This window comes from Acinetobacter sp. NIPH1876, from assembly GCF_022808535.1.
Taxonomy (GTDB): Bacteria; Pseudomonadota; Gammaproteobacteria; order Pseudomonadales; family Moraxellaceae; genus Acinetobacter; species Acinetobacter higginsii.
The window spans coordinates 149,726-174,345 of record NZ_JALGBR010000007.1 but is presented as its reverse complement, the minus strand read 5'-3'; the positions used below and the strand labels follow the sequence as shown (position 1 = coordinate 174,345).

General features: G+C 42.1%; 25 protein-coding genes. 13 read left to right on the top strand and 12 right to left on the bottom strand.

Going from position 1 to position 24,620, the window contains the following annotated elements; genetic code table 11:
* The first annotated feature begins 29 nt into the window (after positions 1–29).
* Positions 30–911: a DUF6502 family protein gene (locus tag MN869_RS09165; protein WP_241304856.1), complete on the top strand. Its 882-nt coding sequence runs from the start codon at positions 30–32 to the stop codon at positions 909–911.
* 2 nt (positions 912–913) lie between these two features.
* A complete protein-coding gene (locus MN869_RS09160) occupies positions 914–1,642 on the top strand; it encodes a hypothetical protein (protein WP_241304855.1) in 729 nt (242 codons plus the stop codon).
* 316 nt (positions 1,643–1,958) lie between these two features.
* Here the strand turns inward: MN869_RS09160 and MN869_RS09155 are convergent, their stop codons facing one another.
* Positions 1,959–3,083 carry an endonuclease/exonuclease/phosphatase family protein gene (locus MN869_RS09155; protein WP_241304884.1) on the bottom strand — a complete coding sequence of 375 codons (1,125 nt, stop codon included), beginning with the start codon at positions 3,081–3,083 and terminating at the stop codon, positions 1,959–1,961.
* A gap of 188 nt (positions 3,084–3,271) precedes the next feature.
* Between MN869_RS09155 and asd the strand changes: the two genes are divergently transcribed.
* The 5 genes from asd (at position 3,272) to truA (ending at position 9,131) form a co-directional block, all read left to right on the top strand.
* Complete coding sequence (asd, locus tag MN869_RS09150; RefSeq protein WP_004802505.1) at positions 3,272–4,390, top strand: aspartate-semialdehyde dehydrogenase; 1,119 nt, start codon at positions 3,272–3,274, stop codon at positions 4,388–4,390.
* A 141-nt stretch (positions 4,391–4,531) separates the two neighbouring features.
* Complete coding sequence (locus tag MN869_RS09145; RefSeq protein WP_241304854.1) at positions 4,532–5,995, top strand: FimV domain-containing protein; 1,464 nt, start codon at positions 4,532–4,534, stop codon at positions 5,993–5,995.
* A gap of 61 nt (positions 5,996–6,056) precedes the next feature.
* Positions 6,057–7,304, top strand: a complete 1,248-nt coding sequence (locus tag MN869_RS09140; protein ID WP_241304853.1) for a FimV domain-containing protein — start codon at positions 6,057–6,059, stop codon at positions 7,302–7,304.
* Positions 7,305–7,349: 45 nt separating this feature from the next.
* On the top strand, positions 7,350–8,318 hold the full coding sequence (locus MN869_RS09135) for an asparaginase domain-containing protein (protein ID WP_241304852.1): 969 nt from the start codon (positions 7,350–7,352) through the stop codon (positions 8,316–8,318).
* 15 nt (positions 8,319–8,333) lie between these two features.
* Positions 8,334–9,131 (top strand): tRNA pseudouridine(38-40) synthase TruA, encoded by a 798-nt coding sequence (gene truA, locus MN869_RS09130; RefSeq protein ID WP_005315187.1) that lies wholly within the window; start codon positions 8,334–8,336, stop codon positions 9,129–9,131.
* Positions 9,132–9,177: 46 nt separating this feature from the next.
* Here the strand turns inward: truA and MN869_RS09125 are convergent, their stop codons facing one another.
* Positions 9,178–10,185 (bottom strand): AraC family transcriptional regulator, encoded by a 1,008-nt coding sequence (locus tag MN869_RS09125; RefSeq protein ID WP_004656037.1) that lies wholly within the window; start codon positions 10,183–10,185, stop codon positions 9,178–9,180.
* Between the two features lie 229 nt (positions 10,186–10,414).
* Here MN869_RS09125 and infA point away from each other — a divergent pair, with 229 nt between their 5' ends.
* Positions 10,415–10,636 carry a translation initiation factor IF-1 gene (gene infA, locus MN869_RS09120; protein ID WP_001284370.1) on the top strand — a complete coding sequence of 74 codons (222 nt, stop codon included), beginning with the start codon at positions 10,415–10,417 and terminating at the stop codon, positions 10,634–10,636.
* Positions 10,637–10,698: 62 nt separating this feature from the next.
* Here the strand turns inward: infA and MN869_RS09115 are convergent, their stop codons facing one another.
* The gene (locus MN869_RS09115; protein WP_004656039.1) at positions 10,699–11,070 is read right to left on the bottom strand and encodes a lysozyme inhibitor LprI family protein; all 372 of its coding nucleotides are present in this window, start codon (positions 11,068–11,070) and stop codon (positions 10,699–10,701) included.
* A gap of 175 nt (positions 11,071–11,245) precedes the next feature.
* On the opposite strand from MN869_RS09115, the gene MN869_RS09110 reads away from it, so the two are divergent.
* A complete protein-coding gene (locus MN869_RS09110) occupies positions 11,246–11,644 on the top strand; it encodes a hypothetical protein (protein WP_004802495.1) in 399 nt (132 codons plus the stop codon).
* 55 nt (positions 11,645–11,699) lie between these two features.
* Here MN869_RS09110 and leuB read toward each other — a convergent pair whose 3' ends face one another.
* From leuB to leuC, 4 genes are all read right to left on the bottom strand, one after another.
* On the bottom strand, positions 11,700–12,779 hold the full coding sequence (gene leuB / locus MN869_RS09105; RefSeq protein WP_241287000.1) for a 3-isopropylmalate dehydrogenase: 1,080 nt from the start codon (positions 12,777–12,779) through the stop codon (positions 11,700–11,702).
* Positions 12,780–12,825: 46 nt separating this feature from the next.
* The gene (locus MN869_RS09100; protein WP_026057512.1) at positions 12,826–13,401 is read right to left on the bottom strand and encodes a hypothetical protein; all 576 of its coding nucleotides are present in this window, start codon (positions 13,399–13,401) and stop codon (positions 12,826–12,828) included.
* A 136-nt stretch (positions 13,402–13,537) separates the two neighbouring features.
* Positions 13,538–14,188 (bottom strand): 3-isopropylmalate dehydratase small subunit, encoded by a 651-nt coding sequence (leuD, locus tag MN869_RS09095; protein ID WP_033133254.1) that lies wholly within the window; start codon positions 14,186–14,188, stop codon positions 13,538–13,540.
* Positions 14,189–14,200: 12 nt separating this feature from the next.
* Positions 14,201–15,619, bottom strand: coding sequence for a 3-isopropylmalate dehydratase large subunit (leuC, locus tag MN869_RS09090; protein WP_004802487.1), 1,419 nt, complete (start codon positions 15,617–15,619; stop codon positions 14,201–14,203).
* Positions 15,620–15,961: 342 nt separating this feature from the next.
* Between leuC and MN869_RS09085 the strand changes: the two genes are divergently transcribed.
* Together MN869_RS09085 and MN869_RS09080 are read left to right on the top strand one after the other, a co-directional pair.
* Positions 15,962–16,168, top strand: a complete 207-nt coding sequence (locus MN869_RS09085) for a DUF2061 domain-containing protein (protein WP_004656050.1) — start codon at positions 15,962–15,964, stop codon at positions 16,166–16,168.
* Between the two features lie 53 nt (positions 16,169–16,221).
* Positions 16,222–17,085, top strand: coding sequence for a LysR family transcriptional regulator (locus tag MN869_RS09080; protein WP_004802484.1), 864 nt, complete (start codon positions 16,222–16,224; stop codon positions 17,083–17,085).
* 9 nt (positions 17,086–17,094) lie between these two features.
* Here MN869_RS09080 and MN869_RS09075 read toward each other — a convergent pair whose 3' ends face one another.
* The 4 genes from MN869_RS09075 to MN869_RS09060 all read right to left on the bottom strand — a co-directional run bounded on the left by MN869_RS09075 (position 17,095) and on the right by MN869_RS09060 (position 20,978).
* Positions 17,095–17,880 (bottom strand): hypothetical protein, encoded by a 786-nt coding sequence (locus MN869_RS09075; RefSeq protein ID WP_241286999.1) that lies wholly within the window; start codon positions 17,878–17,880, stop codon positions 17,095–17,097.
* Positions 17,881–17,951: 71 nt separating this feature from the next.
* Positions 17,952–18,698, bottom strand: coding sequence for a sporulation protein (locus MN869_RS09070; protein WP_241286998.1), 747 nt, complete (start codon positions 18,696–18,698; stop codon positions 17,952–17,954).
* A 57-nt stretch (positions 18,699–18,755) separates the two neighbouring features.
* Positions 18,756–20,189: a DUF2252 domain-containing protein gene (locus MN869_RS09065; protein WP_241286997.1), complete on the bottom strand. Its 1,434-nt coding sequence runs from the start codon at positions 20,187–20,189 to the stop codon at positions 18,756–18,758.
* Between the two features lie 138 nt (positions 20,190–20,327).
* The gene (locus MN869_RS09060; RefSeq protein ID WP_241286996.1) at positions 20,328–20,978 is read right to left on the bottom strand and encodes an HAD family hydrolase; all 651 of its coding nucleotides are present in this window, start codon (positions 20,976–20,978) and stop codon (positions 20,328–20,330) included.
* Between the two features lie 183 nt (positions 20,979–21,161).
* Between MN869_RS09060 and MN869_RS09055 the strand changes: the two genes are divergently transcribed.
* Entirely contained in the window at positions 21,162–21,638 is a 477-nt protein-coding gene (locus MN869_RS09055) for an RNA pyrophosphohydrolase (protein ID WP_241304851.1), read from the top strand.
* 93 nt (positions 21,639–21,731) lie between these two features.
* Entirely contained in the window at positions 21,732–24,026 is a 2,295-nt protein-coding gene (gene ptsP, locus MN869_RS09050; protein WP_005200346.1) for a phosphoenolpyruvate--protein phosphotransferase, read from the top strand.
* 77 nt (positions 24,027–24,103) lie between these two features.
* On the opposite strand, the gene MN869_RS09045 is transcribed toward ptsP, so the two are convergent.
* Positions 24,104–24,553, bottom strand: a complete 450-nt coding sequence (locus tag MN869_RS09045; protein WP_005200349.1) for a hypothetical protein — start codon at positions 24,551–24,553, stop codon at positions 24,104–24,106.
* Positions 24,554–24,620: the final 67 nt, after the last annotated feature.

Here is a 24,620-nt window from a genome sequence, read left to right as displayed (position 1 = left end):
TTAACCGAATCCGTTCTTAAGGTGTTCTAATGGTAAAACCAACAGACCAAGTCATCATCAACACAGCGTCATCTGAATTGAATGTACAAGGCGTGATTCCGCAAGATGCAGAAACCACGTTGGATAGCATTTACCCCATGATGCAGCATATCGCACGTTGGTTAATCCATTCAGGTGTTGGCTATACCGATTTCGTGGCTGCGCTAAAACCCATTTTTTATGAACAAGCCTTGGTTGAATTAGAACGAATCAAACAGAATAAAACCGATTCAGCAGTCAGTTTATTATCGGGACTGCATCGTAAAGATGTCAGCGCTTTTCGACAGCAAGCCAATCAAGTCACCAATGAGGCTCCTAATTTTGCCATTAGTGTTCCTGCCCGCGTCATTGCCCGCTGGATTGCCCTTGATCTCCCCCATCAAATTCCTGTTTCTGGTGAGGAAAATAGTTTTGAAGCCTTGGTTAAACATATTTCAACAGAAAAACATCCGCGCTCGATTTTGTTTGAATTACAGCGTTTAGGTGTAGTTGTGCAAATCGATCAAGAGGTCGTATTACAACAACATAGCTTTACCCCAGATAACCAAATGCAGGAAAGTAAAGCCCTGTTTTCTGCCAATCTCAGTGACCATTTGGCTGCAGGGATTGATAACTTTATCAGTGAGAAACCCTTTACCCATCTTGAACAAGCTGTACATGCCGAAAAATTAACAGCACAATCTGTTGAGGCACTTCGACAGTTGAGTATTACACTTTGGCAAGACATGGCAAAACAACTTTTAAATGCCGCGATTCAGCATTGTGATCAAGACCAAGAAAAAGATGATGCTCATTATCAATTTCGCTTTGGTGTCTACCAGTACGATACTCAGATAAAACTACAAGTGCCTTATATTTTTAAGGATAAATAACAATGAGAAGCTTATTGCTCGCGACAGTTTCTTTCATTTCAGTGGTTGTCTTAACCGCCTGTGGAGAAAACTTTTCTGTTGCCAATGTGAGTCTAGGTGGCAGTGGCTCTGGTACACAAAAACCATTACCTGGTGGAGGAAATCCACCTGTCACTGGCGATAAAGGTAAAGATGATGAGGAGGAAGATCAATATGATTATTTTGTTACCTTCCCTGATGCCGTAAATGATGAATGTACTGGAATACAACGTAGTATATATTTCATTGATGCTGGGACTAAGTATCCTCAGATAGCTGGAGCTCAGCAAAGTAGTCCTTCACAAACCGTTCAAATCAATATTAAAAATACAACGCCGAATTATATATTTGAAAAAATTCCTCAATGTCATCAAGTAGAATTTTGGGCAATGTCAGGGAAATTACATTTCCTTCCCGATCAATATTTAAGATGTTCGGCAGAGCAATATACTGTGCAGGTTTTACAACCTTATGAAGTTAAAACCTATGAGTTTGACTTTAAAATTCCACAAGGTGATGACATTTTATTAGTTCGTTACCCAACCCAATACACATCTAATTTTCCCGATGCCCAAACCCATTGGAGCAGTTGCCCAACCTTAGACATTCATCTTCCAGTCACCCAACAGCTGATCCCTAAATCGGGCGAAAAATTACCACCATCAAAACCAGAACAAAGCGAACCACCCTCTGGCAGAAAGCCACAACAATAAGCTGTATACAATCGGGCTAAAAAATTAAAACCCGAGTTCTGCATCCTGCAAAACTCGGGCAAATGAGGTTGTGCTTTCAAACTACTTTTATTATCCTGCGTCCATCGCATGCATCATATCCATGATGACTTTTCCATCTCAGCGTTGCTATCCTTAAGCGGAAATCCATTCCTGCGTCCTTGTGCTGATGTATTTAGAATAAACCTTTTAACGATGTAGAACTATTCGTTGCAGACTTAAATCTATGTACGAAATAACGTACATTGATTAGGTAAACTTTAAAATCAGCCAATTGCGCACACATCTTCTCGCTGAATCAGTTTTCCATTTGTTGTTTATGTGGTTGAGCTAAAGGATCTGTCACCGGCTTCTCCTCTTGCTCCGCCTTTTCGATTCCATCTTGTATGGCTTCCTGAGCCTCCTGCTCATCCTCAGCGGTCTGTTGCAACGATTGTTGTTGCTGTTCAAACACCCGTCCTGTTTGTAAGACTACATACACCGGAAAATGATCTGAACCAATATGTGGCAGGCGTTTCATATCGACCAAACCAAAATCAGTACTATGAAAGATATGATCCAGCGACCATCGTAATAAAGGATAGTCAGCATGGAAGGTATTCATAAAATAGCGCCCGACTCGAGGATCAAGCAAGCCACTAATCCGCTGAAATAAACGCGTTGTTCTTGACCATGCCACATCATTCAAATCCCCCATCACGATACAGCTCTGATCAATATCTTCAATCTGATCACCCACAATCAGTAATTCTGCATCTCTTAAGGTCGAATCTTTGGCCTCTGTTGGACTCGGTGGTTTAGGGTGCAAACAATACAACTGCACTTGCACGCCTGATGGCAAAGTCACTGCAGTATGAATCGATGGAATTTCATTACTCAAAATAAATTTAACTTCGGTGTCGTTTAAGGGCAAACGACTATAAAGATGCATGCCATATAGGTTTTCTAAGGGTACTGCCACACGGAAAGGATAATCGTCTTCAATTGGGCTCAGCGCTTGCTGCCATTCAGCATTCGACTCCAGCGTAAGTACCAAATCTGGCTTTAAAATTTCAATCTGTTCAAGTAACAGATGATATTTGTGATTAGGTGTCAGTACATTTGCCACCAATAAGGAAATTTGTTGCTCTGGATTGAGTTGCGCCTTTTTGACTTTTTTGACTTGCTTGCGCCATAACGGCGTATAAGGCAACACCATTTTAAGCTGATAGGCTATCGCTGCAACCAGCCCAAGAAAGAGCAGTTCAGTACTCAAGGTCCAATCGGAAAGCACAAATAGCATCGCAAAAAATGTGATGATCCCGAGTGCTAATATTTGTAATCTCGGAAAGTCTGCACCCCGAAACCACCATTCATCTCTGGGGATCAAAGACCAAAATGAAAGCCATATCACCAGTGCTGCGCAAATCTGAATCCATATCATGTTCATTTTTCTCTTTGGGGTAGCATAGATTTACAATAAAGTTTTCGCTTTATCAATTTTCTATCTAATATAAACAAGATATTCCACTCAATAAACGCACTGTTTTATTTCAGTAAAGCTTGCAGTTGTGGGCACTTTTGATACACTCAAACCCCTTTAAATTTTTTTACATACCGAGGCACAATGACATGAAAGTAGGTCTGGTCGGTTGGCGTGGGATGGTTGGTTCTGTCCTGATGCAACGTATGGTTGAAGAGAATGATTTTGCTCATATCGAGCCATTCTATTTCTCTACCAGTAATGCAGGTGGCGAAGCACCTTCATTTGGTGGTAAGACTGCCCCAGCACTTATGGATGCAACAGACATTAACAGTCTGAAGCAAATGGATGTCATTTTAACCTGCCAAGGTGGTGATTATACCTCTGAAGTTTTCCCAAAGCTTAAAGCTGAAGGTTGGGATGGCTATTGGATTGATGCCGCATCTACGCTGCGTATGGCAGATGACGCAATCATCGTTCTTGATCCAGTCAACTTAAACGTGATCAAAGATGGTTTGGTCAACGGTACTAAAACTTTCGTTGGCGGTAACTGTACCGTTTCATTGATGTTGATGGGCTTAGGTTCACTGTTCCAAAATAATTTAGTGGAATGGGCGACTTCAATGACCTATCAAGCAGCGTCTGGTGCGGGTGCGCAGAACATGCGTGAACTGATCACAGGTATGGGTTATTTGTATAACAATACTAAAACCTTATTGGATGACCCTAAATCTGCAATCCTTGATATTGACCGTCAAATCGCAGAATTACAACGTGGCGAAGGTTTCCCGAAAGCAAACTTTGGCGTGCCATTGGCGGGTTCATTGATTCCGTATATCGACAAACAACTCGAAAGCGGTCAATCGAAAGAAGAATGGAAAGGTCAGGTTGAAACCAACAAGATTTTAGGTAATCAACAAATCGTTCCAATTGATGGTCACTGTGTGCGTATTGGTGCAATGCGTTGCCACTCTCAAGCAATCACATTGAAATTGAAAAAAGATGTGCCACTTGATGAAATCGAAGACATGATTCGCAACTCTAGCCAATGGGCAAAAGTCGTTCCGAATACTCGTGAAGCCTCTATGACAGATCTTACCCCTGTTGCAGTCACAGGTACTTTAACTGTTCCTGTTGGCCGTTTGCGTAAGCTCAATATGGGTAAAGAATATCTTGGTGCATTCACTGTTGGTGACCAACTGCTTTGGGGTGCTGCCGAGCCATTACGCCGTATGCTTCGTATTCTGGTGGAATACAAGAACGCTTAAGCAAAAATTCCTAAAAATCAAAAGCCGATCACATTTGATCGGCTTTTTTCTTGCGACGAAAGATGAATAATTTACAATTCATTTACATCACGGTAATGTATACTTTTTCCAGACCATAACATCACTTTTTCATGGATCGAGATGACTGTTTATAACAAATTAAAAATTGCCATTTTAGCCATCATTTCTTCGCAACACCTTTATGCAATTACGCTTGATCCAATTCAAATCCAGTCTGCGCCTGGTGAACTTCTTTATGCCGAAATGAGTTTCCACCAAGCCGATGCCAATTCTAAATTAGACGTCAGTTTGGCAACACCTGAAGATTTATTGATGCTTGGCGCTGCGCATCAGCCCCCTGCTAATCTTAATTTTTTTACACGCCGTAATAATCAAGGTGAAGGCGTGATTGTGATCACTTCATCACGCCCCATGACCGATGCTGAACTGAATATTATTTTAAAAATTCAGGAAGGTGGCGCATCTCATTTAAAGCATATTCGCCAACCTATGCGTCAAGTCGCGAAAGCACCTCTAGTGAAGAATGCCAATGAAAAATCACTCACACCCAAGTTTATTGTCAGTGAAAAAGATATCGCTTTAAACCTACCTGAAAGCACACGCTTTAATGCTACAAATGCAAACTCACAAGGGCAAAACTTAAAACAAGAAACACTCCTGAATGCGCCATTTACCCTTCCACCTGTATTAGAAACATCAAAGCCAAGTACGACAACAACAGCTGCCAGTGCAGTTTCAATCTCTCCCCCCGTGACAGTAGAAAAAACCGCGGCAGTGGCGAGCTCCGTGCCACAGCCAGCAACGCCTATCCCAGAAAAAGTACCACAGCAGCCAAAAACAGTGCCTGTCAAACAGGAAAGTACTCAAACTGTGAATACGGCTGCGACCAAGCAAAGTACTGCATTGGATGAGGAACTCAAAGTAGCTGAACTTAAACCGATTGAAACCAAAGAAAATGCGAAAACACCTGATCCAGTGAAAGAGACAGTCCAAGCGGCCAAAAAGAAGCTCCCGACAAAAGCAGCAGCAAACGATGACAAAGCCCAACAGCATGTGGTGCAACGTAATGAATCCTTATGGAGTATTGCACAACATATTGCAGGGCAAACACAGCAGCCTGTTGCTCAGGTCATGAATCAAATCAAAGCACAAAATGAACATGCCTTTATTGGGGGGAACGCCAACCGCCTTAGACAGGGCTCACATTTAAACTTTAATCTTACTGCCACATCTACACAGCAGAATAAGAACACCAATCAAATTGCGGCACAAACACAGCGTCCAGCCGTAGGAAAAGCCAAATATCGGTTACAACAAGCTGAAATGTCTCTGGTGGCTGAGAGTAATCAAGATTCCAGTACTGGAAGTGCCAAAAAAGACACATTACAGCAAAAAACCAGTGCCGATTTATCATTAAAAGTTATGACAGCACGAGAAAAAACCGTTACATTACAAAGAAACGTAACACAGTTAGAATTGGCACTACGTCAGAAGGAACAACGTATTCAGCTGTTAAATGCTCGACTTGCTGAACTGCAAGATCAGTTGAAAGCGCAACAGGACACTAAAAAGCCAACACGCTAGGTTACGAGAATATTCTCATAAATTTGCATAAAAGCGGCTCTATCTTTAAGGGGTATAGATCATGTCAACTATAATCATTGTACTGCTCGTCATTGTACTGATTGTAGCTATCGTTTTAAAAAAACGTGAAAGCAATCAAGCCAATACTGCATCTAAAAAAGGTGCAAGCAAAACGACAAAAAAAGCAGCGACACGATCTGCTTCACGAACCACGCTCGTACGTGAAGAACAAGAGCCAGCAGCACCTCCAACGACTACAGCAATTTCTGAAAGCTTACGTCAAAAACTTGAACAACAAATTCAAAGTGGTAACTTTCAGTCTGCCGAGGCACAAATCAATCAAGCTTTAAAACAAGACAATTCTCAACATGAATTGTATTTGTTTTTACTGGATATTCATTTAAAGCAAAAAGATGATTTGGCGATTGATCAATTGATCAAACATATTCATGCCTTAAAACTGGAAGATATTGCGCAAGCAGCAGAAGCGAAGCATCGTGAATACGAGCAGAATAAACAGCCTGATTCGATTGAATTTAATTTAGCATCACATAGTTTTCAGCAAACACCTACATCTGAGCCACAGCTTCAAAACAATGCTGCTGACTTTGATGCTTTAGTCCAAACACCAGCTGCGCAATCATTTGATGACTTACAATCAGAATATGCTGCACCGACAGAAGAAGCAAAGCCTGTAGAAGCTGCACCTGAAGTTCAACCTTTAGACTTTAATTTCTCCTTTGAACAGAAGCCTGCTGATGAAGCCGTGCCTGCACAGTCTCCAGTTGAAATATCTGAGAGTAAAGAACAGCAGCCACTTGAGTTTTCGTTTAACTTAGAACCAACAGCACCAAGCATTGAAGAAGCAAAAACTGAAGACCTAAAACCTGAGCTTGACTTTAACTTTACTTCTTTAGAGCTTGCATCTCAGCCCGTTGCAGAAAAAGCACCTGTAGAAGAAGCAACACCCAGCTTAGATTTTAATTTTGAACCTACCATAGAAAAAACTGAACAACCTGCACCACTTGAAACCACAACGTTTTCATTTGACATTGCAGAACCAGCTGTAGTTGAAACACAACCTGAATTGATCACGCCTGCGGCAGCGATTACAGTTCATGACCCATTGGCCCAGTCTTTCCCAGACCTGCAACAGCTTGATGAAGCACAGCTGAATTTAGAGCTTGCAGAGCAGTATATTGAACTGGGTGCCTATGATTCTGCCCGTGAGTTGTTAAAAAACAATCAGGCATTCAATGCAGAACAACAACAACGTTCAGAAAATTTACTGAATAAAATAGCTTCCTGAATTTGATCAGTCTAATATAAGCAGTCTCTCAGGCTGCTTTTTTTTATGATGAAAACAATCGCTTTAATTTATATGGGTGGGACGTTTGGTTGTATTGGTGAACCCTTGATACCAATGCCTGAACAGGATTTTTTACCTTTATTAGCGAAGGTGATTCCACCACATTTGCAGGTTGAATGTTTCGCTGCCCCTAGCATTAAAGACAGCAGCGCCTGTACCGCAACCGATTGGTTGAAGTTGGTACAACAAATCCAACAATTACAACTCAATGGCTTTCAGCATTTTGTCATTATTCATGGAACGGATACACTGAGTTATGCTGCGGCAACACTGGCACGTTTTTTAGGCCATTCTTGCCACGCCATCATTACGGGCAGCCAATACCCATTATTGAATATTGAAGGCAATGATACCCGCGAATTCACCGATGCAATTGGCAACCTGTATTTAGCACTGGAGCAAGTGCTTACCTTGCCAAGTGGTGTTTATCTTGCCTTCCATGAACAAGTCTTTCATGCACAAAGCACTTTAAAAGCCCATACCACTGAATTAGATGCCTTTGTTGGCATCAAAGCAGACCAGAGCTGTAATACTACAGCAGATGCTTTTATTGTCCAAAATGAACAGATTGAGCAAGCCGCTCAGCTCAGTGTCTTAAATTTGATGTTACAGCCGGTTGGGAAACAACAATTTATTTTACAATTAAAAAATCTTCTAGTTAACCCACCTCATTTTTTGGTTTTACAAGGCTTTGGTACAGGTAATATTGCGGTGAATGATGAAATTCTGGCGCTATTTGAACAGCTCTATCAGCAACGGTGCTTACCCATTATTAGTACGCAAGTGACCTTTGGGCAGCTTGATCAACGCTATGCGGTCAGCTCATGGATTCAATCTGCCAAAGTTTTGGTCAATGATTGCCATAGCCATGCCGATTTATATGCAAAAGTCTTGCAAATGTATTTAAAATATCCGACCCACGAACAATGGTTCGCGCATTGGCATCAACATTAATTCTGAGGTTAGGACATGCAACGTTATGCAATCGGTATTGAATTTTGCGGTACTCAATACCGTGGTTGGCAAACCCAACAGGCTGGCGTTATCACTGTTCAGGAAACCATAGAAAAAGTGCTGAGTCGTATTGCCAATCAGCCGATTATGTTACATGGTGCTGGACGAACAGATGCAGGTGTACATGCGACCAATATGGTGGCACATTTCGACACCGAAGCCATTCGCCCAGAACAAGGTTGGATTCGTGGTGCCAATAGTCAATTGCCCAAAGACATTTCAATCCAGTGGATTAAATGTATGGATGAAAATTTCCATGCACGTTTTAAAGCTGTGGCTCGTCGTTACCGCTATGTGGTGTATAACGCCCCGACTCGCCCTGCCCTATTATATAAACAGGTCACCCATCTTTATCAAAAGCTTGATGTGCAAAAGATGATTACGGCAGCGGCAAAATTCGAGGGTACGCATAATTTTGAGACTTTCCGTGCCGCAGCCTGTCAATCAAATCAACCTGTACGTCATGTAAAACACTGTCGCTTATTCGAACATGGTCGTTATCTGGTCTTAGATATTCAAGCAGATGGTTTCTTACACCATATGGTGCGTAATATCATGGGATGCCTGCTTGAAATTGGACAAGGCATGTATGAAATCGACCATATTGATACCATGTTTGCCGCAGAAGATCGCACCGCTGCTGGGATTACTGCCCCACCTGATGGTTTATATTTTATTCAGTCTTACTATCCTGATGAATTCGATTTACCACAGCTACCTTTAGGTCCACACTGGTTAAATTTAGCTGAATAACAAAAAAGCCTTATCACAATGATAAGGCTTTTTTACTTAGAAGCAATTAACGCTGTTTACGCTTGCGATATTCAACTGGCGTTTCATTGGTCCAACGCTTAAAGGCACGATAGAAAGTACTTGGTTCAGAGAAACCCGTTAAATACACAATACGCTCGACGCTTTCATTGGTATTTGCCAACAGCTTTTTCGCCAAACGGCAACGATAGTCCGAAAGAATTTGCTGGAAGCTGGTATTGGCCTCACTGAGTTGGGTTCTTAAACGACGTGGCGTGATATTCAACTGTGCCGCTACCGTTTCCAGAGTCGTTTCACCACTTTCAAGGGTTGAGCCAATGGCACGGCGGACTTCACCAACCAGATCGTAACGCGCCAGTTCTTGTAATTTCTCAATCGCCAATTGCTCATGCAATTGTAATAATTCAGGCTCTGCTTGCCATAACGGATAATCTAGTACGGCCGCATCAAAATAAAGGCGGGTTTCTTTTTGCCCCAAGCTCACTGGACAGCCATAGACTCTAAAGTATTCATCATCAGCAGCACCCTCATTAAAGTTAAAATCAATATAAATCGGGTGAAACTGACCTTCGGTAATAAACTTAAAGAAACGTAAAATGCCTGACATGGCACATTCAGAGAAGTGACGGTTGACCAGATTATCTGGCCAATACTGCTCGCCATTGCTCAAGTAACAACGACCATCCTCAATCACCAGTTTGGCATCAAAAGCGTCACTGATCAGGCGTTGATAAGCCAAAGCGCGCTTTAAGCCTTCACCAAAGGTTTCACTACTAATAAATAAATGTTCAATCACTTGCCCACGATAAAGTGGTAGATGTTCACCGAGATGAAGCCCAATATCAGGATCGTTACTCACATCCTGTGCAGCGATCCAGAACGCATTTTGTGCACTTAGCGGCGTTCTTGCATTGGTATCCACTTGATTTAATGCCACGCCGGCCTTTGTTAAAATCTCTTCAGTTGGTAATCCTGCTTTACGAATTGCCTGATAACCAAAGCGCAATACAACTGATGCATCTGTTAGCTGACCCACGCTGTGCCCTTCCCTGTAGATACGTTATTATGACAATGAACAACAATTTTAGATTAACGTTGATTGACCAAACTGACAACAATATTCTGCTTATTTTGTTAAAAAAAATCGCGAATTGTCTGACAGTTCCTTTCGGTTAATATCTGACAGCCTCTAACAGACTTGATCTTGTAAATTTTAAATAAATTGACTATAATTTGCGCCTTCCCAATTTGATCTCAGGTAGGCTATGGCCAATAAAGAGGAACTCATTGAGTTCGAAGGCGTTGTCACCGAAACGCTTCCTAATACGATGTTCCGTGTACGTTTAGAAAACGGTCACGAAGTTATTGCTCACATTTCTGGTAAAATGCGTAAACACTATATCCGTATTTTGACAGGTGACAGTGTTAAAGTTGAAATGACACCTTATGATTTAACTAAGGGTCGTATCACTTATCGTGCGCGCTAAGTCAGATTAGTGAATGCAAAAAAGCCACATCATGTGGCTTTTTTTATTGCTGATACGAAAGTTTATTCACTGAGCCGTGTGGTTTTACACCCCACCGTCTGGCATTCACGGATACGCTCTTGCAGCCAGTTATTGCGTTCTTGCGTTGCGTTCAATTGGCATTGCACATAAACCGTACTCTTGGAATCATCACTACATTCTGCATCACGATGGCGAATCCACGCCAGTTGTGATTTTTTTAAAATTTTTTGTTGTGTATCGCTCAGCTGTTTGCGTAATTGCTGATAGTTTTTATTTAAATCAGCATCTGCACTGGCAAAAATTTTATTGGTACAGTAGATATCATCATAAGTATTACGGGCATTTTCGCAGTTATCCGCATAGCTCAATGTCGCCATTGCCCCACAGATCAAGCCAAATATTATTTTGCGCATGAAGTTGTCCAAATCGCTTAATTATCATCATTATCTAAGCATATTTTGCTGGGCTTGAACATTGTCCAAAAGTAGACAAGATTGTATCTTTTTAGCAATTCACATAAATGCTCTCGACACTGCTGCACTTTTGCCATTGAATAAAAAAAGATCAAAAAGATAAAGGATGATCATAATGAAAAATTATAAGTACCTGTTGTTCTGTACGCTTCTCGGTTTACAAGCTTGTGCGACATCAAACCAGCCAAATATTAGTCTACCCGACTATCTAAAGCCGTTTATTGGGCAATCTGCGCAGACCATCCAGCAACAGCTCGACTTAAAACCCTTAGGTTTCCAAACACTGGCCCAACCGGTTAAGCAAAATAATCAACTGATTTATACCGTGATTCGTCCCGTCCGTATCCCGATTCCGATTGCACAATCAACCGAACTTGGCGCACAGAATATTCCGATTCAAACTGCTGGCAATGCAGGCAGTGCTTATGATCTAAACTTAAAATGCCATATTATTTTTGAGCTGGATCAACAACAAATTGCACAATCAATTCGTTATGAGGGTAAGGCCTGCTGATTTATCAAATAAAAAAACGCAGCTCATGCTGCGTTTTTTTTATAGCCTGCAAGGCTTAGTTTAATGCTGTAACGACAGCCTCACCCATCGCATCAGTACCGACCTTGTTCATGCCTTCCGACATAATATCGGCAGTACGTAAACCTTGGTCTAACACCTGACCGACCGCATCTTCAATTGCTTTCGCAGCTGCTTCTTCACGGAAGGTATAGCGCAACATCATTGCTACTGAAAGCACTGTTGCCAATGGATTGGCAATGTTCTGTCCTGCAATATCTGGTGCAGAACCATGGCAAGGTTCATACATACCTTTACCATTTTCATCTAAAGAGGCAGATGGCAACATACCAATTGAACCCGTCAACATCGCTGCTTCGTCAGAGAGGATATCACCGAACAAATTACCTGTGACAATCACATCAAATTGCTTAGGTGCGCGTACCAACTGCATTGCTGCGTTATCTACATACATATGCGACAACTGAATATTTGAATACTGTGCTTGCTGCAAGTCAGCGACGGTTTGTTTCCACAATTCCGTTACTTCAAGTACATTGGCTTTATCCACCGAACAGACCTTGCCACCACGTAATCCAGCCAACTCAAAAGCAACTTTGGCGATGCGTTTGATTTCACTTTCTGAATAGACGTCAGTGTTATAACCCTGCTTTTCACCATTTTCGAGTTCACGAATACCACGTGGCTGACCAAAATAGATCCCACCCGTTAACTCACGAACAATGAGAATATCAAGACCGGCAACGATTTCAGGTTTTAAGCTAGATGCATCTGCCAATTGTGGATACAAAATCGCAGGACGTAAGTTGGCGAATAAATTTAATTCGCTGCGAATTTTTAACAAGCCACGTTCAGGGCGAATTGAACGCTCAATGCTATCCCACTTCGGACCACCAACTGCACCTAATAAAATTGCATCGGCTTTTTTCGCCTGTTCACTGGTCACTGTTGGGTACGGTTCGCCATGTGCATCAATTGCAGAACCACCAAGCAAACCATGTTCCCATGTCAAACCTAAATTAAATTTATCATTGACCTTGGTTAAAACCTTTTCAGCAGCTGCTACGATTTCAGGACCAATGCCATCACCCGCTAAAATTAAAATATGCTTCGACATTTATTTTTCCAATTTTCCTATGTGCAGCGATAACACTGCGAGCCTATTAAACCTTTTTCTCAACAAACTCACCAAGACCTGTACTAACGTCAAATGGACGACAGAAACGGCGAATGGTGTGTTGCTCTTGCTGTAAATCTACACACAATGGATCAGGTACAGAAACATTAAGTAAACTGCCTGAACGACGTGTTCGGTCTCGGTACATTTTAAAGGTATAGCGCACATGCGGTTTAAATGCATGGATCACATGGAAAGTTTCGGAACGATCAGGAGAAATCGGATAGAAACGAATGACGACTTCATATTGCTTGGCTGGTACACTTAAATAGACCTGCTGTTTGCGGCTAAATACTGAACCATGTAAGCGTACAATGCCGCGTTCCATCGCCTGTTGGCTAATCCGATGAGTTTTTGCATCAATGACCGCAATGTCACCAATTCGCTCAAACTCACAATTCTCAACACCTGAACAATATAAAGTTGTGTTGTCCGCCTTAGTTTCCAATGTGTTCTGTGCAATACGAACCTGATCCACCACATTGGGTGCATTTTGACACGCAGTCAAAGTCATCGTAGCGCCTAGACACAGTAAAATACTGCGAGCGAGTCTTCTTTTCATTATTCAAGCCCAGTCCTCATGTCTTGTTAACATGTAAGCAAAATATTATCCGCTAGCATGTTAACAAGAGTTCAATCTCTGCGCTATGCCTATGTTAAAAATGTCTAAAACCCAATCTGGTTTCTTGCACCCAAACTTATGCTTGGATGTCTTGAAACACCCACGGACGCGCTTGTTTCGCCTTAGCTTCAAAAGCGCGAATATCATCTGCCACTTGTAAAGTTAAGCCAATATCATCCAAACCATTCAATAAGCAATGTTTACGGAATGGATCAATTTCAAATTTAAATGCTTCACCTGCGGGCGTACGTACTTCCTGAGCTTCTAAATCAATCGTAAGTTGATAACCCTCATTCTCAGCACATTCCTTGAACAATTGATCCACAATCTGTTCAGATAAAATCACAGGTAACATGCCATTTTTAAAGCAGTTATTAAAGAAAATATCGGCAAAGCTCGGCGCAATGACAGTACGGAAGCCATATTCATTCAATGCCCATGGCGCATGCTCACGGCTTGAACCACAACCAAAGTTAGTGCGTGCCAATAAGATAGTTGAACCTTGATAGCGCGGTTGATTTAACACGAAGTCAGGATTCTTTGGGCGTTTGCTAATGTCTTGACCTAAGAAGCCTTCATCCAAATAGCGTAACTCATCAAATAAGTTATCACCGAATCCCGTACGTTTAATCGATTTCAAAAACTGTTTTGGAATGATTAAATCGGTATCGACATTGGCACGGTCTAAAGGCCCAACAATACCTTGCTCTACAGTATATTTTTCCATGATATTGCTCCCTTAGAATGAACGAACGTCAACAAAATGGCCTGCAATTGCAGCTGCCGCTGCCATCGCTGGGCTCACTAAATGCGTCCGCCCACCATTGCCCTGACGACCTTCAAAGTTACGATTCGAGGTTGAAGCACAATGTTCACCGGGTTGTAACTTGTCAGCATTCATCGCCAAACACATTGAACAGCCTGGTTCACGCCATTCAAAACCTGCTGCCAAGAAAATTTGATCTAAACCTTCTTGTTCGGCTTGCTGTTTCACCAAACCAGAACCAGGAACAATCATTGCTTGCTTAATACTTGAAGCAACTGTACGCCCCTTCACAACATCTGCAGCAGCTCGGATATCTTCAATACGTGAGTTAGTACATGAGCCAATGAAAACACGATCTAACTGAATATCAGCCAAAGCTTGACCAGCAGTTAAGCCCATATATTGATAAGCACGAGTCCAGTCATTGCGTTGTACATCATCTTTGGCTTGTTCTAAGGTTGGTACTGCCTGTGAAACAGGAATGACCATTTCTGGAGAAGTTCCCCAAGACACTTGAGGCTCAATCTCTGCGCCATTCAATACCACTACGGCATCAAATACAGCATCTTCGTCTGAATGTAAGGTATTCCAGTATTCAACTGCTTGATCCCACTGCTCACCTTTTGGTGCATAGTTACGGTCTTTCACATAGGCAATGGTTTTGTCATCAACAGCAACCATACCAACACGAGCACCCGCTTCGATTGCCATATTACATACAGTCATACGGCCTTCGATTGACATATCACGGAACACTTGCCCGCCAAACTCAATGGCATAGCCTGTACCGCCCGCAGTCCCAATTTTACCGATAATGGCTAACACCACATCTTTAGAAGTCACGCCTTTACCTAATACACCATCAACACGAACCAACATGTTTTTCGATTTTTTCTGTACCAAGCACTGCGTTGCCAACACATGTTCCACTTCCGACGTCCCGATACCATGTGCTAAACAGCCAAAAGCACCATGTGTTGCGGTATGAGAATCACCACAGACCACGGTCATACCCGGCAAAGTCAAACCTTGTTCTGGGCCAACCACATGAGCAATCCCTTGACGAATATCATTAATCCCAAACTCAACGATATTAAAGGTTTTACAGTTGTCATCTAAGGTTTGTACTTGAATTCGAGAGGTATCATCTTCAATCCCTGCAATGCCCTGTTCACGCTCTTTTTTAGAAGTTGGCACGTTATGGTCAGGTGTTGCAACGTTAGCACTTAAACGCCAAGGTTGGCGATCGGCAAGCTGTAAGCCTTCAAACGCTTGAGGACTAGTTACTTCATGTAATAAATGGCGATCAATATAAATTAAGCTCGAACCATCATCGCGTTGTTTTACTAAATGGTCATCCCATAATTTGTCATATAAGGTCTTGCCTGCCATGTCGTCGCCCTCCATCGTGCTTGCCATTGGTCTGGGTATTTTTCATCTTGAATTGATTATAGCAATCGCTTCACATAAATCTAATTTATCATTTTTATAAATTAACAAACTTTTAGGAATGATAAATTTAAATTTTATATCTTGATCATCTCATTAAATTAAAAAAATTTAAATCATCTTAGCTGAGCACATTTCATACGCACTCTGGCTTTGAGCAGCTGATGTTAAATCAATCACCTCACGATTTATAAATCCAATCGTCCTGAATTGAAATTTCCTTTTTACATTTTAAATGATAATGATTATTATTTAATTAAATAGAGATTTTGTAGGGTGAATCAGATGTCAAATATTCAACAATTTGTCATGAACAATAGTCGGACTTTGAAAAAAACCTTGAGTTATTACATCATGCATATTAGTGTTGCGATGATCGTTGCTTACCTGATTACAGGCAATTGGCTCATGGCAGCTACCTTAAGTTTAATTGAACCAACGGTACAAGCCTTTGCTTTTTTCTTTCATGAAAAAGTATGGAATTATTTCTAATTCAAAAATACTGCTTATAAAACTAATTTTAAAATCTCCTTGGACAAGCTTGTATGAACCTCGCTGCTTTTGAAGCATTTGTAAAAGTGATGGAAACTGGTTCAATTTCCATCGCAGCAGAACAATTATTTATTACCCAACCCGCAGTCACCAAACGGATTCATAGCTTAGAAGACTATTTTGGGGTCAAACTATTTGAATCTGCGGGTCGGGGCATTCAGCCCACCCATGCAGCACATTCTCTATTGCCTAAAGTTCGTACTTGGCTAAATGAATTAGGGGAAATTCACCATACCTTAAGTCATGAACAAGCGCAGGTCCAAGGTCGTTTAAAAATAGGGACCAGTCATCATATTGGCTTACACCATTTAGCGGAACCCCTTAAAAACTTTGTACAGCACTATCCTCAAGTGACCTTGGATGTGCATTTTGTCGACTCAGAACAAGCCCATGAACAAGTTTTGGCAGGCGAATTGGAACTGGCATTTTTAACCTTACCACCGGTTGGGGATGATCGTCTCAATTACGTGACCATTTGGAATGACCCTTTAGTCTTCGTGGCTGCACCCTTCCACCCCTTGGCTCAACAGACACAGCTTAAATTGGAAGACTTGATTGCCTATCCAAGCCTATTACCAGCAGCACAAACTTATACCAGCCAAATTACCCTTTCAGAGTTTGAGAAAAATAACTTAAAACCAAAAATCACCATGAGCAATAATCCACTTGAGTCAATCAGAATGCTGGTGTCAATTGGTTTAGGTTGGTCTGTGTTACCCAAAACTTTGGTGAATCAAGATTTAAAACAACTTGATTTAAAACTGGATATGCAGCGTCAACTGGGTATGGTTTGGCATCCCGCACGGATCCAATCCAAAGCGGCTGAAGAACTGATTCGAATGATGCATGTAGGCTAGTGGCATCTGCTAATCTCCACCGCCCCCACCACAGCTGCTGCAACTACTACAGCTATTGCTACTACTTCCACAACTCGAAGAGGATGACGACGACTGAGCTTGCAAATATTGTGCATAATCCTTGGTCATCAATTCTAAATTAAAATACTGCCCATCCTGCCAGTTTAAGGCCTGATCAATGGCAAATAGTCTCGGTAACAACGGGGCATTTCTTGGCTGGAAAGCATGCAACGTGCAATTCATTCGCCATGCTTCAAACAATTGTTTGGTTTGCTGTTGAGACGTAGTCGTTGCATCATAGGGGCTATGATGTAACTGCCGACCGAGTATCTGTTCACATAAGTCTTGATACTGCTTTGGGAACTCCAACATCACATGCCATAACGAATCAACTGCATGCGAGGGCATGGCATAGGCCTGTTTTTGCATGACATGCAATGCCAAATAATCCTTAAATCCAGCTTCGATCAATTGCCGTTGTTTTAGCCCCAGTTCTGGATAATAGAATCTGAATTTATGCCAAAAAATCGGATCGAATTTAAATTGCTCAATCGTTTGTAATTTTTTCGATCTGGAACGTGCAATCAAGGTCAGATTCAGCACGATCAACATCCAAAGTAAAGGTAAGATCACCCAAGCAGTAAAAAGCTGTTGCTGCCAACTGTACATCAAGATCAAGACGAACAGCGGGAGAGCGATCCATCGCATTTTAATCCTGAGTTGTTGTCGTTTTAATTGCAGTAATGCATCGATTGAAATAGAAGTCTGTGCTTCCTGATTTATTTTTATTTTCATACAGTGATCTTAAAAATAAATGATGACATTAATATGACAAAAAAACCTCCCAGAGGGAGGTTTAATCAAGATTATTTAATCTGCAATAAACGGCGAATTTGCTGCGCCATCTGCTGAACATCCAAGAGGTGGTGTGGAATCGTCATCGACAATAATTGATCTGAGCGGTGACGGCGATCAACCTCAAGCATGACATGGGTTTGGTGTGGTTCAGCTACAAAAGACACCTCCACCTCATTAAAACCACTGAATAAACGCGAAGAGACAAATTCAAGTTCTTGGTAGCAGCCAATGGTCGATCTAAAATTATGCGCAGTCAGTTGGCCTTTTTCCACATCCACGCTGGATAATACAAATCCACATTGCTGCATGGCTTGTAAAAACATTTGCATGGCTGGTGTTGGCAGGACGCTTAAATAGTCACGATCCGTTGCGTCCACGCCCCAATCTACATCCAGACGGGTATTGATCCAGACCCGTGTTCCATTACGGCGGCAAGAAACTTCGGTGATTGGGGTTTCATGCGGTATTTCCATGGTGAAAGGAATATTGTGCGATTGATTTGCTGGCAATGAAAAATTAGCACTGATTAACCATTGATCCAAAATCAAAGGCTGATTAAATTCATGATCGCCGGACTCTACCTCCGCCATGGTCATTAATTGCAGATAGAGGCCTTTAATTTCTTTATCGGTTGAGCCACCTTTAAAGTTAATCTCACCACGTAGTGTCTCCCCTGCTTGTAAGGTTGAATTAAACAAACGGGTTTCAAGCGTGACACCTTGCAGGCCCAAGCCTGACATAATTTTGCTAAACATTTATGTTTTTTCTCTCAAATCATGACTATTTTTATGTCTGTACTCACAGACCTTTTATTAAAGGGCATCATCGCCAGCGAGCTGAATCTGACCATCCGCTACGGCATTCATGAATTGCTGGTAGTCATTGAAATTACGCTCAGCTGACTGGGTCGCATAATTCTGTAAAACCTCAACGATCGTACTGCCTTCACCTAAATACCCCATCAACACATCGGCATTACCGGCTTTGGCATGCGCATGGGCTAAAGCGAGACCGCAACTTTCCGCATATTCATAGAAATATTCATCATCCATATCGGCAAGATCGACCGAAATTTTCATATCTCGTAACTGACGGACATGAAAATCTTGTTTCAAGCTGGAAAAACCCAAGAAGATATCGCTGGCCGCTTGCATCAATTGCTGACCATGAATCACCCGCTCGCCTTCATGCGCAACCTTATCTTTAAACAGCGGACTGAGAATTGAAGGATTGGCTTCCTTCATTTGTAAGATCAGCGGTTCACGGTCTGCATCTTCAAATAAGGCAATTGCTGAGCGGGTTCCAACACTGCCAACCCCCACCACTTTGAGTGCCACATCGGTCCGCTGATAACGATCAAACAATACCTGTCGGTCATATTTCAATGAGTTACGATAGCGTTGAAAAAACTCATCGACTTGCTCAGCAAATGGTTCATCCGCTTTGGGGTGCCACAGTAAAGGGGCATCATCAATAAAGTGTCTAAACCCAGTTTCACCATCTTGTTGGGTCAACTTGGGTAATACCGAATGCGCATTGCGCTTTTGGGCTGAATCCAAATGCTTGGCGCGTTTCTTTCTGAGTTTTCGGCATTCTGTATTTTCTAATAAAGTGGTGGCATCAACCTTTTCATACCAAACTTGCAATGGGGATAAGGCCATATTTTCAAGCAAGTGTTTGCGGTAGCTATTCAGCATGGTTTTAATGGCTTTTAAGCCACTACGCTCTCCCAAGCCAATGTCTTTGGCCGCAATCACAAAACTGGTCACCAGACGTTTTAAATCCCACTCAAATGGCGCAACCAAGGTTTCGTCAAAGTCATTGATGCCAAATAACAGGTTACGTTCAGGACTGGCAAAACCACCAAAGTTGCTTAAATGGCAATCGCCACAAATTTGCTGAAACAAACCTGAATTGTGTTGTTCCCATGCTTGATCAAACAGCATCAGTGCGGGCATACCACGATAGAACGTAAACGGCGAGACACTCATCCGCTTGGCACGAATCGGCTGTAATTGTGCTAGGCGTCCTTGATTACTCCAATCATAAAGCGTTAACGCCGTGGTGCCTTTGGGACGTACTGAAAGTTGAGCTAAGTTTTCACGTGGAACTTTTTTTCGTTGTATCTTACCTAATTGAAAGCCTTCGCTTTTACTCAATAACTTGCCTTGATAGCTATGTCGTGTGAGATCAATACTCTCTGCGGTCCAGAGTTTTTTTGGTAATTTGATTTGTTGTTTTGTCATAACACCCCCTATAAATCCAGTAGTGTTATAGCAATAATTTGAATGAATCGGATAATGATTTTTTTAATTTTGTAGCGTGATTAGACCACTGCCAAATATTCCATTTCATCAGAACATATTTGGCAGTAAATCAAAATTTTAAATCGACCAGTCTTGAATGTCCCAAGCCTGCTGTTGCGCTAGCTTTTCTAAGCGATCGTCTGGATTGACCGCAATCGCATGGGTGGCATATTCAAGCAAGAAACGATCATTAATTGAATCAGAATACGCCCAAGACTCGGTCACTGATCGGCCAGCCAACCACTGATCCAGACGTGCGAGCTTGCCTTTTTGATAACACGGAATGCCTGTCACCTTGCCTGTATATTGACCATCAATTACTTCTGCATTGGTGGCAATAATTTCGGTGATGCCGAATTCACGGAAAATCGGTGCGGTAATAAAATCACTGGTCGCAGTAATTCCAACTAGCTCATGTCCCAATACTTGGTGTCTTTTAATCGCCTCGAAGCCTTTAGGCCGCATCTGTGGACGGATGACCTTCTGCATAAACAACTGATGTAACTCAGTTAAATAGGCATTGTCGTGTTTGGTCAGGAATTCGAATACAAATTCATTATAAGCAATCGGGTCAAGTTGCCCTGCTTTATAGTCTTCGTAGAATTTGTCATTCATTTGACAATGATGAACTGGATCGACTAAACCTTCATTGACTAAAAATTCACCCCAAGAGTGATCAGAGTCAGTATTTAACAGGGTGTGATCTAAATCAAACAAAGCCAATTGCATAGAATTTCTCGTTTAAACTGAAAATTAAGAAAAAAAATGTAAATCTATCACCGCTAGTCGATAGAAATTCGTTAAGATCATAGCAATTTTTAAACATTTTACTTTGACCTTTTTCGAGTTGGACAAAAGAGTGACTGTCCCCGAGATCAAAGTCAACGATATAGACAAAATTTAGGTAGCCAAATGATCGACTCAGAAGGTTTCCGACCCAACGTCGGGATCATTTTGGCAAACGATGACGGACAAGTTTTATGGGCAAAACGCATTGGTCACAATGCTTGGCAATTTCCACAAGGAGGAATCCAATTTGGAGAAACCCCTGAACAGGCACTTTTTCGTGAACTGAGAGAAGAAGTCGGTTTATTGCCCGAACACGTCCAAACTATAGCGCAAACAAAAGGTTGGCTGCGTTATCGTTTGCCACATCGGTACATTCGGTCAGATTCAGATCCGGTATGTATTGGACAAAAGCAGAAATGGTTTTTACTGAAGTTAACGGCCTCGCCGCATCATATTCAGTTAAACCTATCAGACCCACCCGAATTCGATGAATGGCAATGGGTGAGTTACTGGTACCCATTGGGTCAAGTGGTCAACTTCAAACGTGATGTTTACCGTAAAGCTATGATGGAATTATGTTTACAACTACCTCAGCGCTAATTGTCATGAAATCATCATTTTAAGCAATGATTTTTGGCAACAGAGCTGTTATAACTAGGCCTATAACGATTCAATAAATTGGAGTAAACATCCATGTCAAACATGCAACTCGACACGCTTAGACGCATTGTGCAAGAAATCAATGCGTCCGTCAGTTTGCATGATTCCTTGGACATTATGGTCAATCATGTGGCCGATGCCATGCATGTGGATGTCTGTTCAATTTATTTATTGGACGAGCGTAATCGTCGCTACGTATTGATGGCCTCTAAAGGATTAAAACCCGAGGCGGTTGGCACGGTATCGCTGAGTGTCGGTGAGGGTTTGGTTGGCTTAGTTGGTCAACGTGAAGAAATCGTCAACCTCGACAATGCCCCTAAACATGAGCGCTTTGCCTATTTACCTGAAACAGGTGAAGAGTTGTTTAACTCCTTCCTTGGCGTTCCAGTGATGTATCGCCGCAAGGTAATGGGGGTGCTGGTTGTTCAAAATAAAGAGTCTCAAGACTTTAGCGAAGCCGCTGAATCATTCTTAGTCACTCTTTGTGCACAGCTTTCAGGGGTTATTGCCCATGCGCATGCGGTGGGAAATATTGATGTGTTCCGTAAACCCAGCAATGGACCCAGCTATAAAACCTTCCAAGGGGTGTCGGGCGCAGGTGGTGTGGCCTTAGGTCGTGCCATCGTGTTGTACCCTCCTGCTGACCTTGCTGCGATTCCAGATCGCGAAGCCGAAGACATCAGTGACGAATTAGAATTACTCGATCAAGCCATTGCAGCAGTACGTTTAGAGATTCAATCCCTAGATGAAAAAATGCAAGATTCACTCATGTCGGAAGAACGTGCCTTATTTAGCGTGTTTTTACGTATGTTAGATGAAAATGCACTACCGAGTGAAATTAAAGACCATATTCGTGCTGGCAGTTGGGCACAGGGTGCGGTACGCAAAGTCATCGACAAACATGTCGCGTTATTTGCACAAATGGAAGATGACTACCTGCGTGAACGTGTTTCTGATCTGAAAGATCTTGGGCGCCGAATCTTGGCTTGCTTGCAAGAAAACGATACCAGTCATCGTGAACTCAGTCCGGACAGCATTTTGATTGGCGAAGAGATCAGCACGGCAGCCTTGGTGGAATTGCCCGTGGATAATATTGCTGCGATTGTCACTTCTGAGGGTGCGGCCAACTCACATATGGTGATTGTTGCACGCGCCTTGGGCATTCCAACTGTGGTGGGGGTAACCGAGTTACCAATCACCACACTGGATGATATCGAAATGATTGTAGATGCCTATCAAGGCCGTGTTTTCGTCAATCCACCGCGTCGTCTACGTCAACGTTATAAAGAAGTACAAAAAGAAGAAGAGCAAATCGCCAAAGATTTGAAGCAATACGAAACCAAAGATGCAATTACCCCAGATGGCGTGTCGATTCCTTTATTCGTCAATACCGGTTTGATGATTGATGTGGTCCGTGGTGTACAACGAGGTGCCAAAGGTGTTGGCTTATATCGTAGTGAAATTCCATTCATGTTACGTGAGCGCTTCCCTGGCGAAGAAGAACAACGTGCCATCTATCGCCAACAATTAAGCCATTTTGCCAACAAACCTGTGATTATGCGCACTCTCGATATTGGTGCGGACAAGGACTTACCGTATTTCAGTATTGAAGAAGAAAATTCAGCATTGGGTTGGCGTGGCATACGCTTTACCCTTGATCATCCTGAAATTTTCTCTGCGCAAATTCGTGCCATGCTGAAAGCCAGTATTGGTCTAAATAATTTGCATATCTTGTTGCCAATGGTGACCAGTGTCAGTGAAGTGGAAGAAGTACTGTATCTGTTAGAACGTGACTGGATTGCGGTACAAGAAGAAGAACAGGTCAAGATTACCAAACCTAAAATCGGGATTATGGTTGAAGTACCAAGTGTACTTTTACAGATTGATGAATTTGCCGAACTGGTTGATTTCTTCTCGGTAGGCTCAAACGATTTAACCCAATATTTACTGGCAGTCGATCGGAATAACCCGCATGTGGCCAACGTCTATTCGCATTTCCATCCATCGGTACTACGTGCACTAAAACGTTTGGTTCAAGACTGTCATATCCATCAGAAACCAGTCAGCGTCTGCGGTGAAATGGCGGGCGATCCATTGTCTGCAATTTTATTAATGGCAATGGGTTTTAACACCCTTTCGATGAGTTCAAGCAATATTCTCAGAGTACGCAAAGCGATTTGCCATGTCCCAATGACTGATGCTAAAAAACTGTTGGATGATGTGCTGCAAATGAACAACCCACTGGTGATTAAAAGTTGGCTTGAACATTATTTCAAGACCCACGGTCTTGCCGATATGGTCAAATCCAATCGTATGCTCAATGTCTAAACGAGACATTTCCATATAAGACCAAACATAAAAAGGGCGATACTTTCAACAAGATCGCCCTTTTTCAATACATATGCTTATTTTGCTGAACGCAGGTAAATCTGTTGTTTGCCGCCATTCAACGTCACGTTCGGAAATTTACGATCATAATCAATCACAATCGCATCTTTGCCAGTTAAATTCTTGGCATCCGATTCCCAAGTCACATAGTATTTGATTTTAGCATCATCCCGAACTGAGGGCTGAATAAGCTTACGGTGATCTGCAGGCACAGTAAAATCAACCGCAAATGGGACCTGAGAGATTTGAACTTTTTTCTGTTGAATCAAAGTCGCTGGAACATCCGCGATCTGACTATCCACTGCATATAAGCTTACTGTACCCTGTTGTTGCGTGACCGCATAATTTCCTTGCCCAACAAACTCAACCTTCAAGGAATTTGCTTTAGTCTCATCTTTTTGTGGCATGGAAGTACAACCTGCTAAAACAGTTAAAGACAACCCGAAACTCAATGCTAACTTTTTCATTTTTTTAATCTCTTCAAAGATAAGCACAAAATAACATAGCAAACGTAAAAATCTTAAGGGTTTACAT

Bases quoted from the DNA above. Each gene is read 5' to 3' on its own strand.
- MN869_RS09165 (WP_241304856.1), top strand. From the start codon at position 30: ATGGTAAAACCAACAGACCAAGTCATCATCAACACAGCGTCATCTGAA.
- MN869_RS09160 (WP_241304855.1), top strand. From the start codon at position 914: ATGAGAAGCTTATTGCTCGCGACAGTTTCTTTCATTTCAGTGGTTGTC.
- MN869_RS09155 (WP_241304884.1), bottom strand. From the start codon at position 3,083: ATGATATGGATTCAGATTTGCGCAGCACTGGTGATATGGCTTTCATTT.
- asd (WP_004802505.1), top strand. From the start codon at position 3,272: ATGAAAGTAGGTCTGGTCGGTTGGCGTGGGATGGTTGGTTCTGTCCTG.
- MN869_RS09145 (WP_241304854.1), top strand. From the start codon at position 4,532: ATGACTGTTTATAACAAATTAAAAATTGCCATTTTAGCCATCATTTCT.
- MN869_RS09140 (WP_241304853.1), top strand. From the start codon at position 6,057: ATGTCAACTATAATCATTGTACTGCTCGTCATTGTACTGATTGTAGCT.
- MN869_RS09135 (WP_241304852.1), top strand. From the start codon at position 7,350: ATGATGAAAACAATCGCTTTAATTTATATGGGTGGGACGTTTGGTTGT.
- truA (WP_005315187.1), top strand. From the start codon at position 8,334: ATGCAACGTTATGCAATCGGTATTGAATTTTGCGGTACTCAATACCGT.
- infA (WP_001284370.1), top strand. From the start codon at position 10,415: ATGGCCAATAAAGAGGAACTCATTGAGTTCGAAGGCGTTGTCACCGAA.
- MN869_RS09115 (WP_004656039.1), bottom strand. From the start codon at position 11,070: ATGCGCAAAATAATATTTGGCTTGATCTGTGGGGCAATGGCGACATTG.
- MN869_RS09110 (WP_004802495.1), top strand. From the start codon at position 11,246: ATGAAAAATTATAAGTACCTGTTGTTCTGTACGCTTCTCGGTTTACAA.
- leuB (WP_241287000.1), bottom strand. From the start codon at position 12,779: ATGTCGAAGCATATTTTAATTTTAGCGGGTGATGGCATTGGTCCTGAA.
- MN869_RS09100 (WP_026057512.1), bottom strand. From the start codon at position 13,401: ATGAAAAGAAGACTCGCTCGCAGTATTTTACTGTGTCTAGGCGCTACG.
- leuD (WP_033133254.1), bottom strand. From the start codon at position 14,188: ATGGAAAAATATACTGTAGAGCAAGGTATTGTTGGGCCTTTAGACCGT.
- leuC (WP_004802487.1), bottom strand. From the start codon at position 15,619: ATGGCAGGCAAGACCTTATATGACAAATTATGGGATGACCATTTAGTA.
- MN869_RS09085 (WP_004656050.1), top strand. From the start codon at position 15,962: ATGTCAAATATTCAACAATTTGTCATGAACAATAGTCGGACTTTGAAA.
- MN869_RS09080 (WP_004802484.1), top strand. From the start codon at position 16,222: ATGAACCTCGCTGCTTTTGAAGCATTTGTAAAAGTGATGGAAACTGGT.
- MN869_RS09075 (WP_241286999.1), bottom strand. From the start codon at position 17,880: ATGAAAATAAAAATAAATCAGGAAGCACAGACTTCTATTTCAATCGAT.
- MN869_RS09070 (WP_241286998.1), bottom strand. From the start codon at position 18,698: ATGTTTAGCAAAATTATGTCAGGCTTGGGCCTGCAAGGTGTCACGCTT.
- MN869_RS09065 (WP_241286997.1), bottom strand. From the start codon at position 20,189: ATGACAAAACAACAAATCAAATTACCAAAAAAACTCTGGACCGCAGAG.
- MN869_RS09060 (WP_241286996.1), bottom strand. From the start codon at position 20,978: ATGCAATTGGCTTTGTTTGATTTAGATCACACCCTGTTAAATACTGAC.
- MN869_RS09055 (WP_241304851.1), top strand. From the start codon at position 21,162: ATGATCGACTCAGAAGGTTTCCGACCCAACGTCGGGATCATTTTGGCA.
- ptsP (WP_005200346.1), top strand. From the start codon at position 21,732: ATGTCAAACATGCAACTCGACACGCTTAGACGCATTGTGCAAGAAATC.
- MN869_RS09045 (WP_005200349.1), bottom strand. From the start codon at position 24,553: ATGAAAAAGTTAGCATTGAGTTTCGGGTTGTCTTTAACTGTTTTAGCA.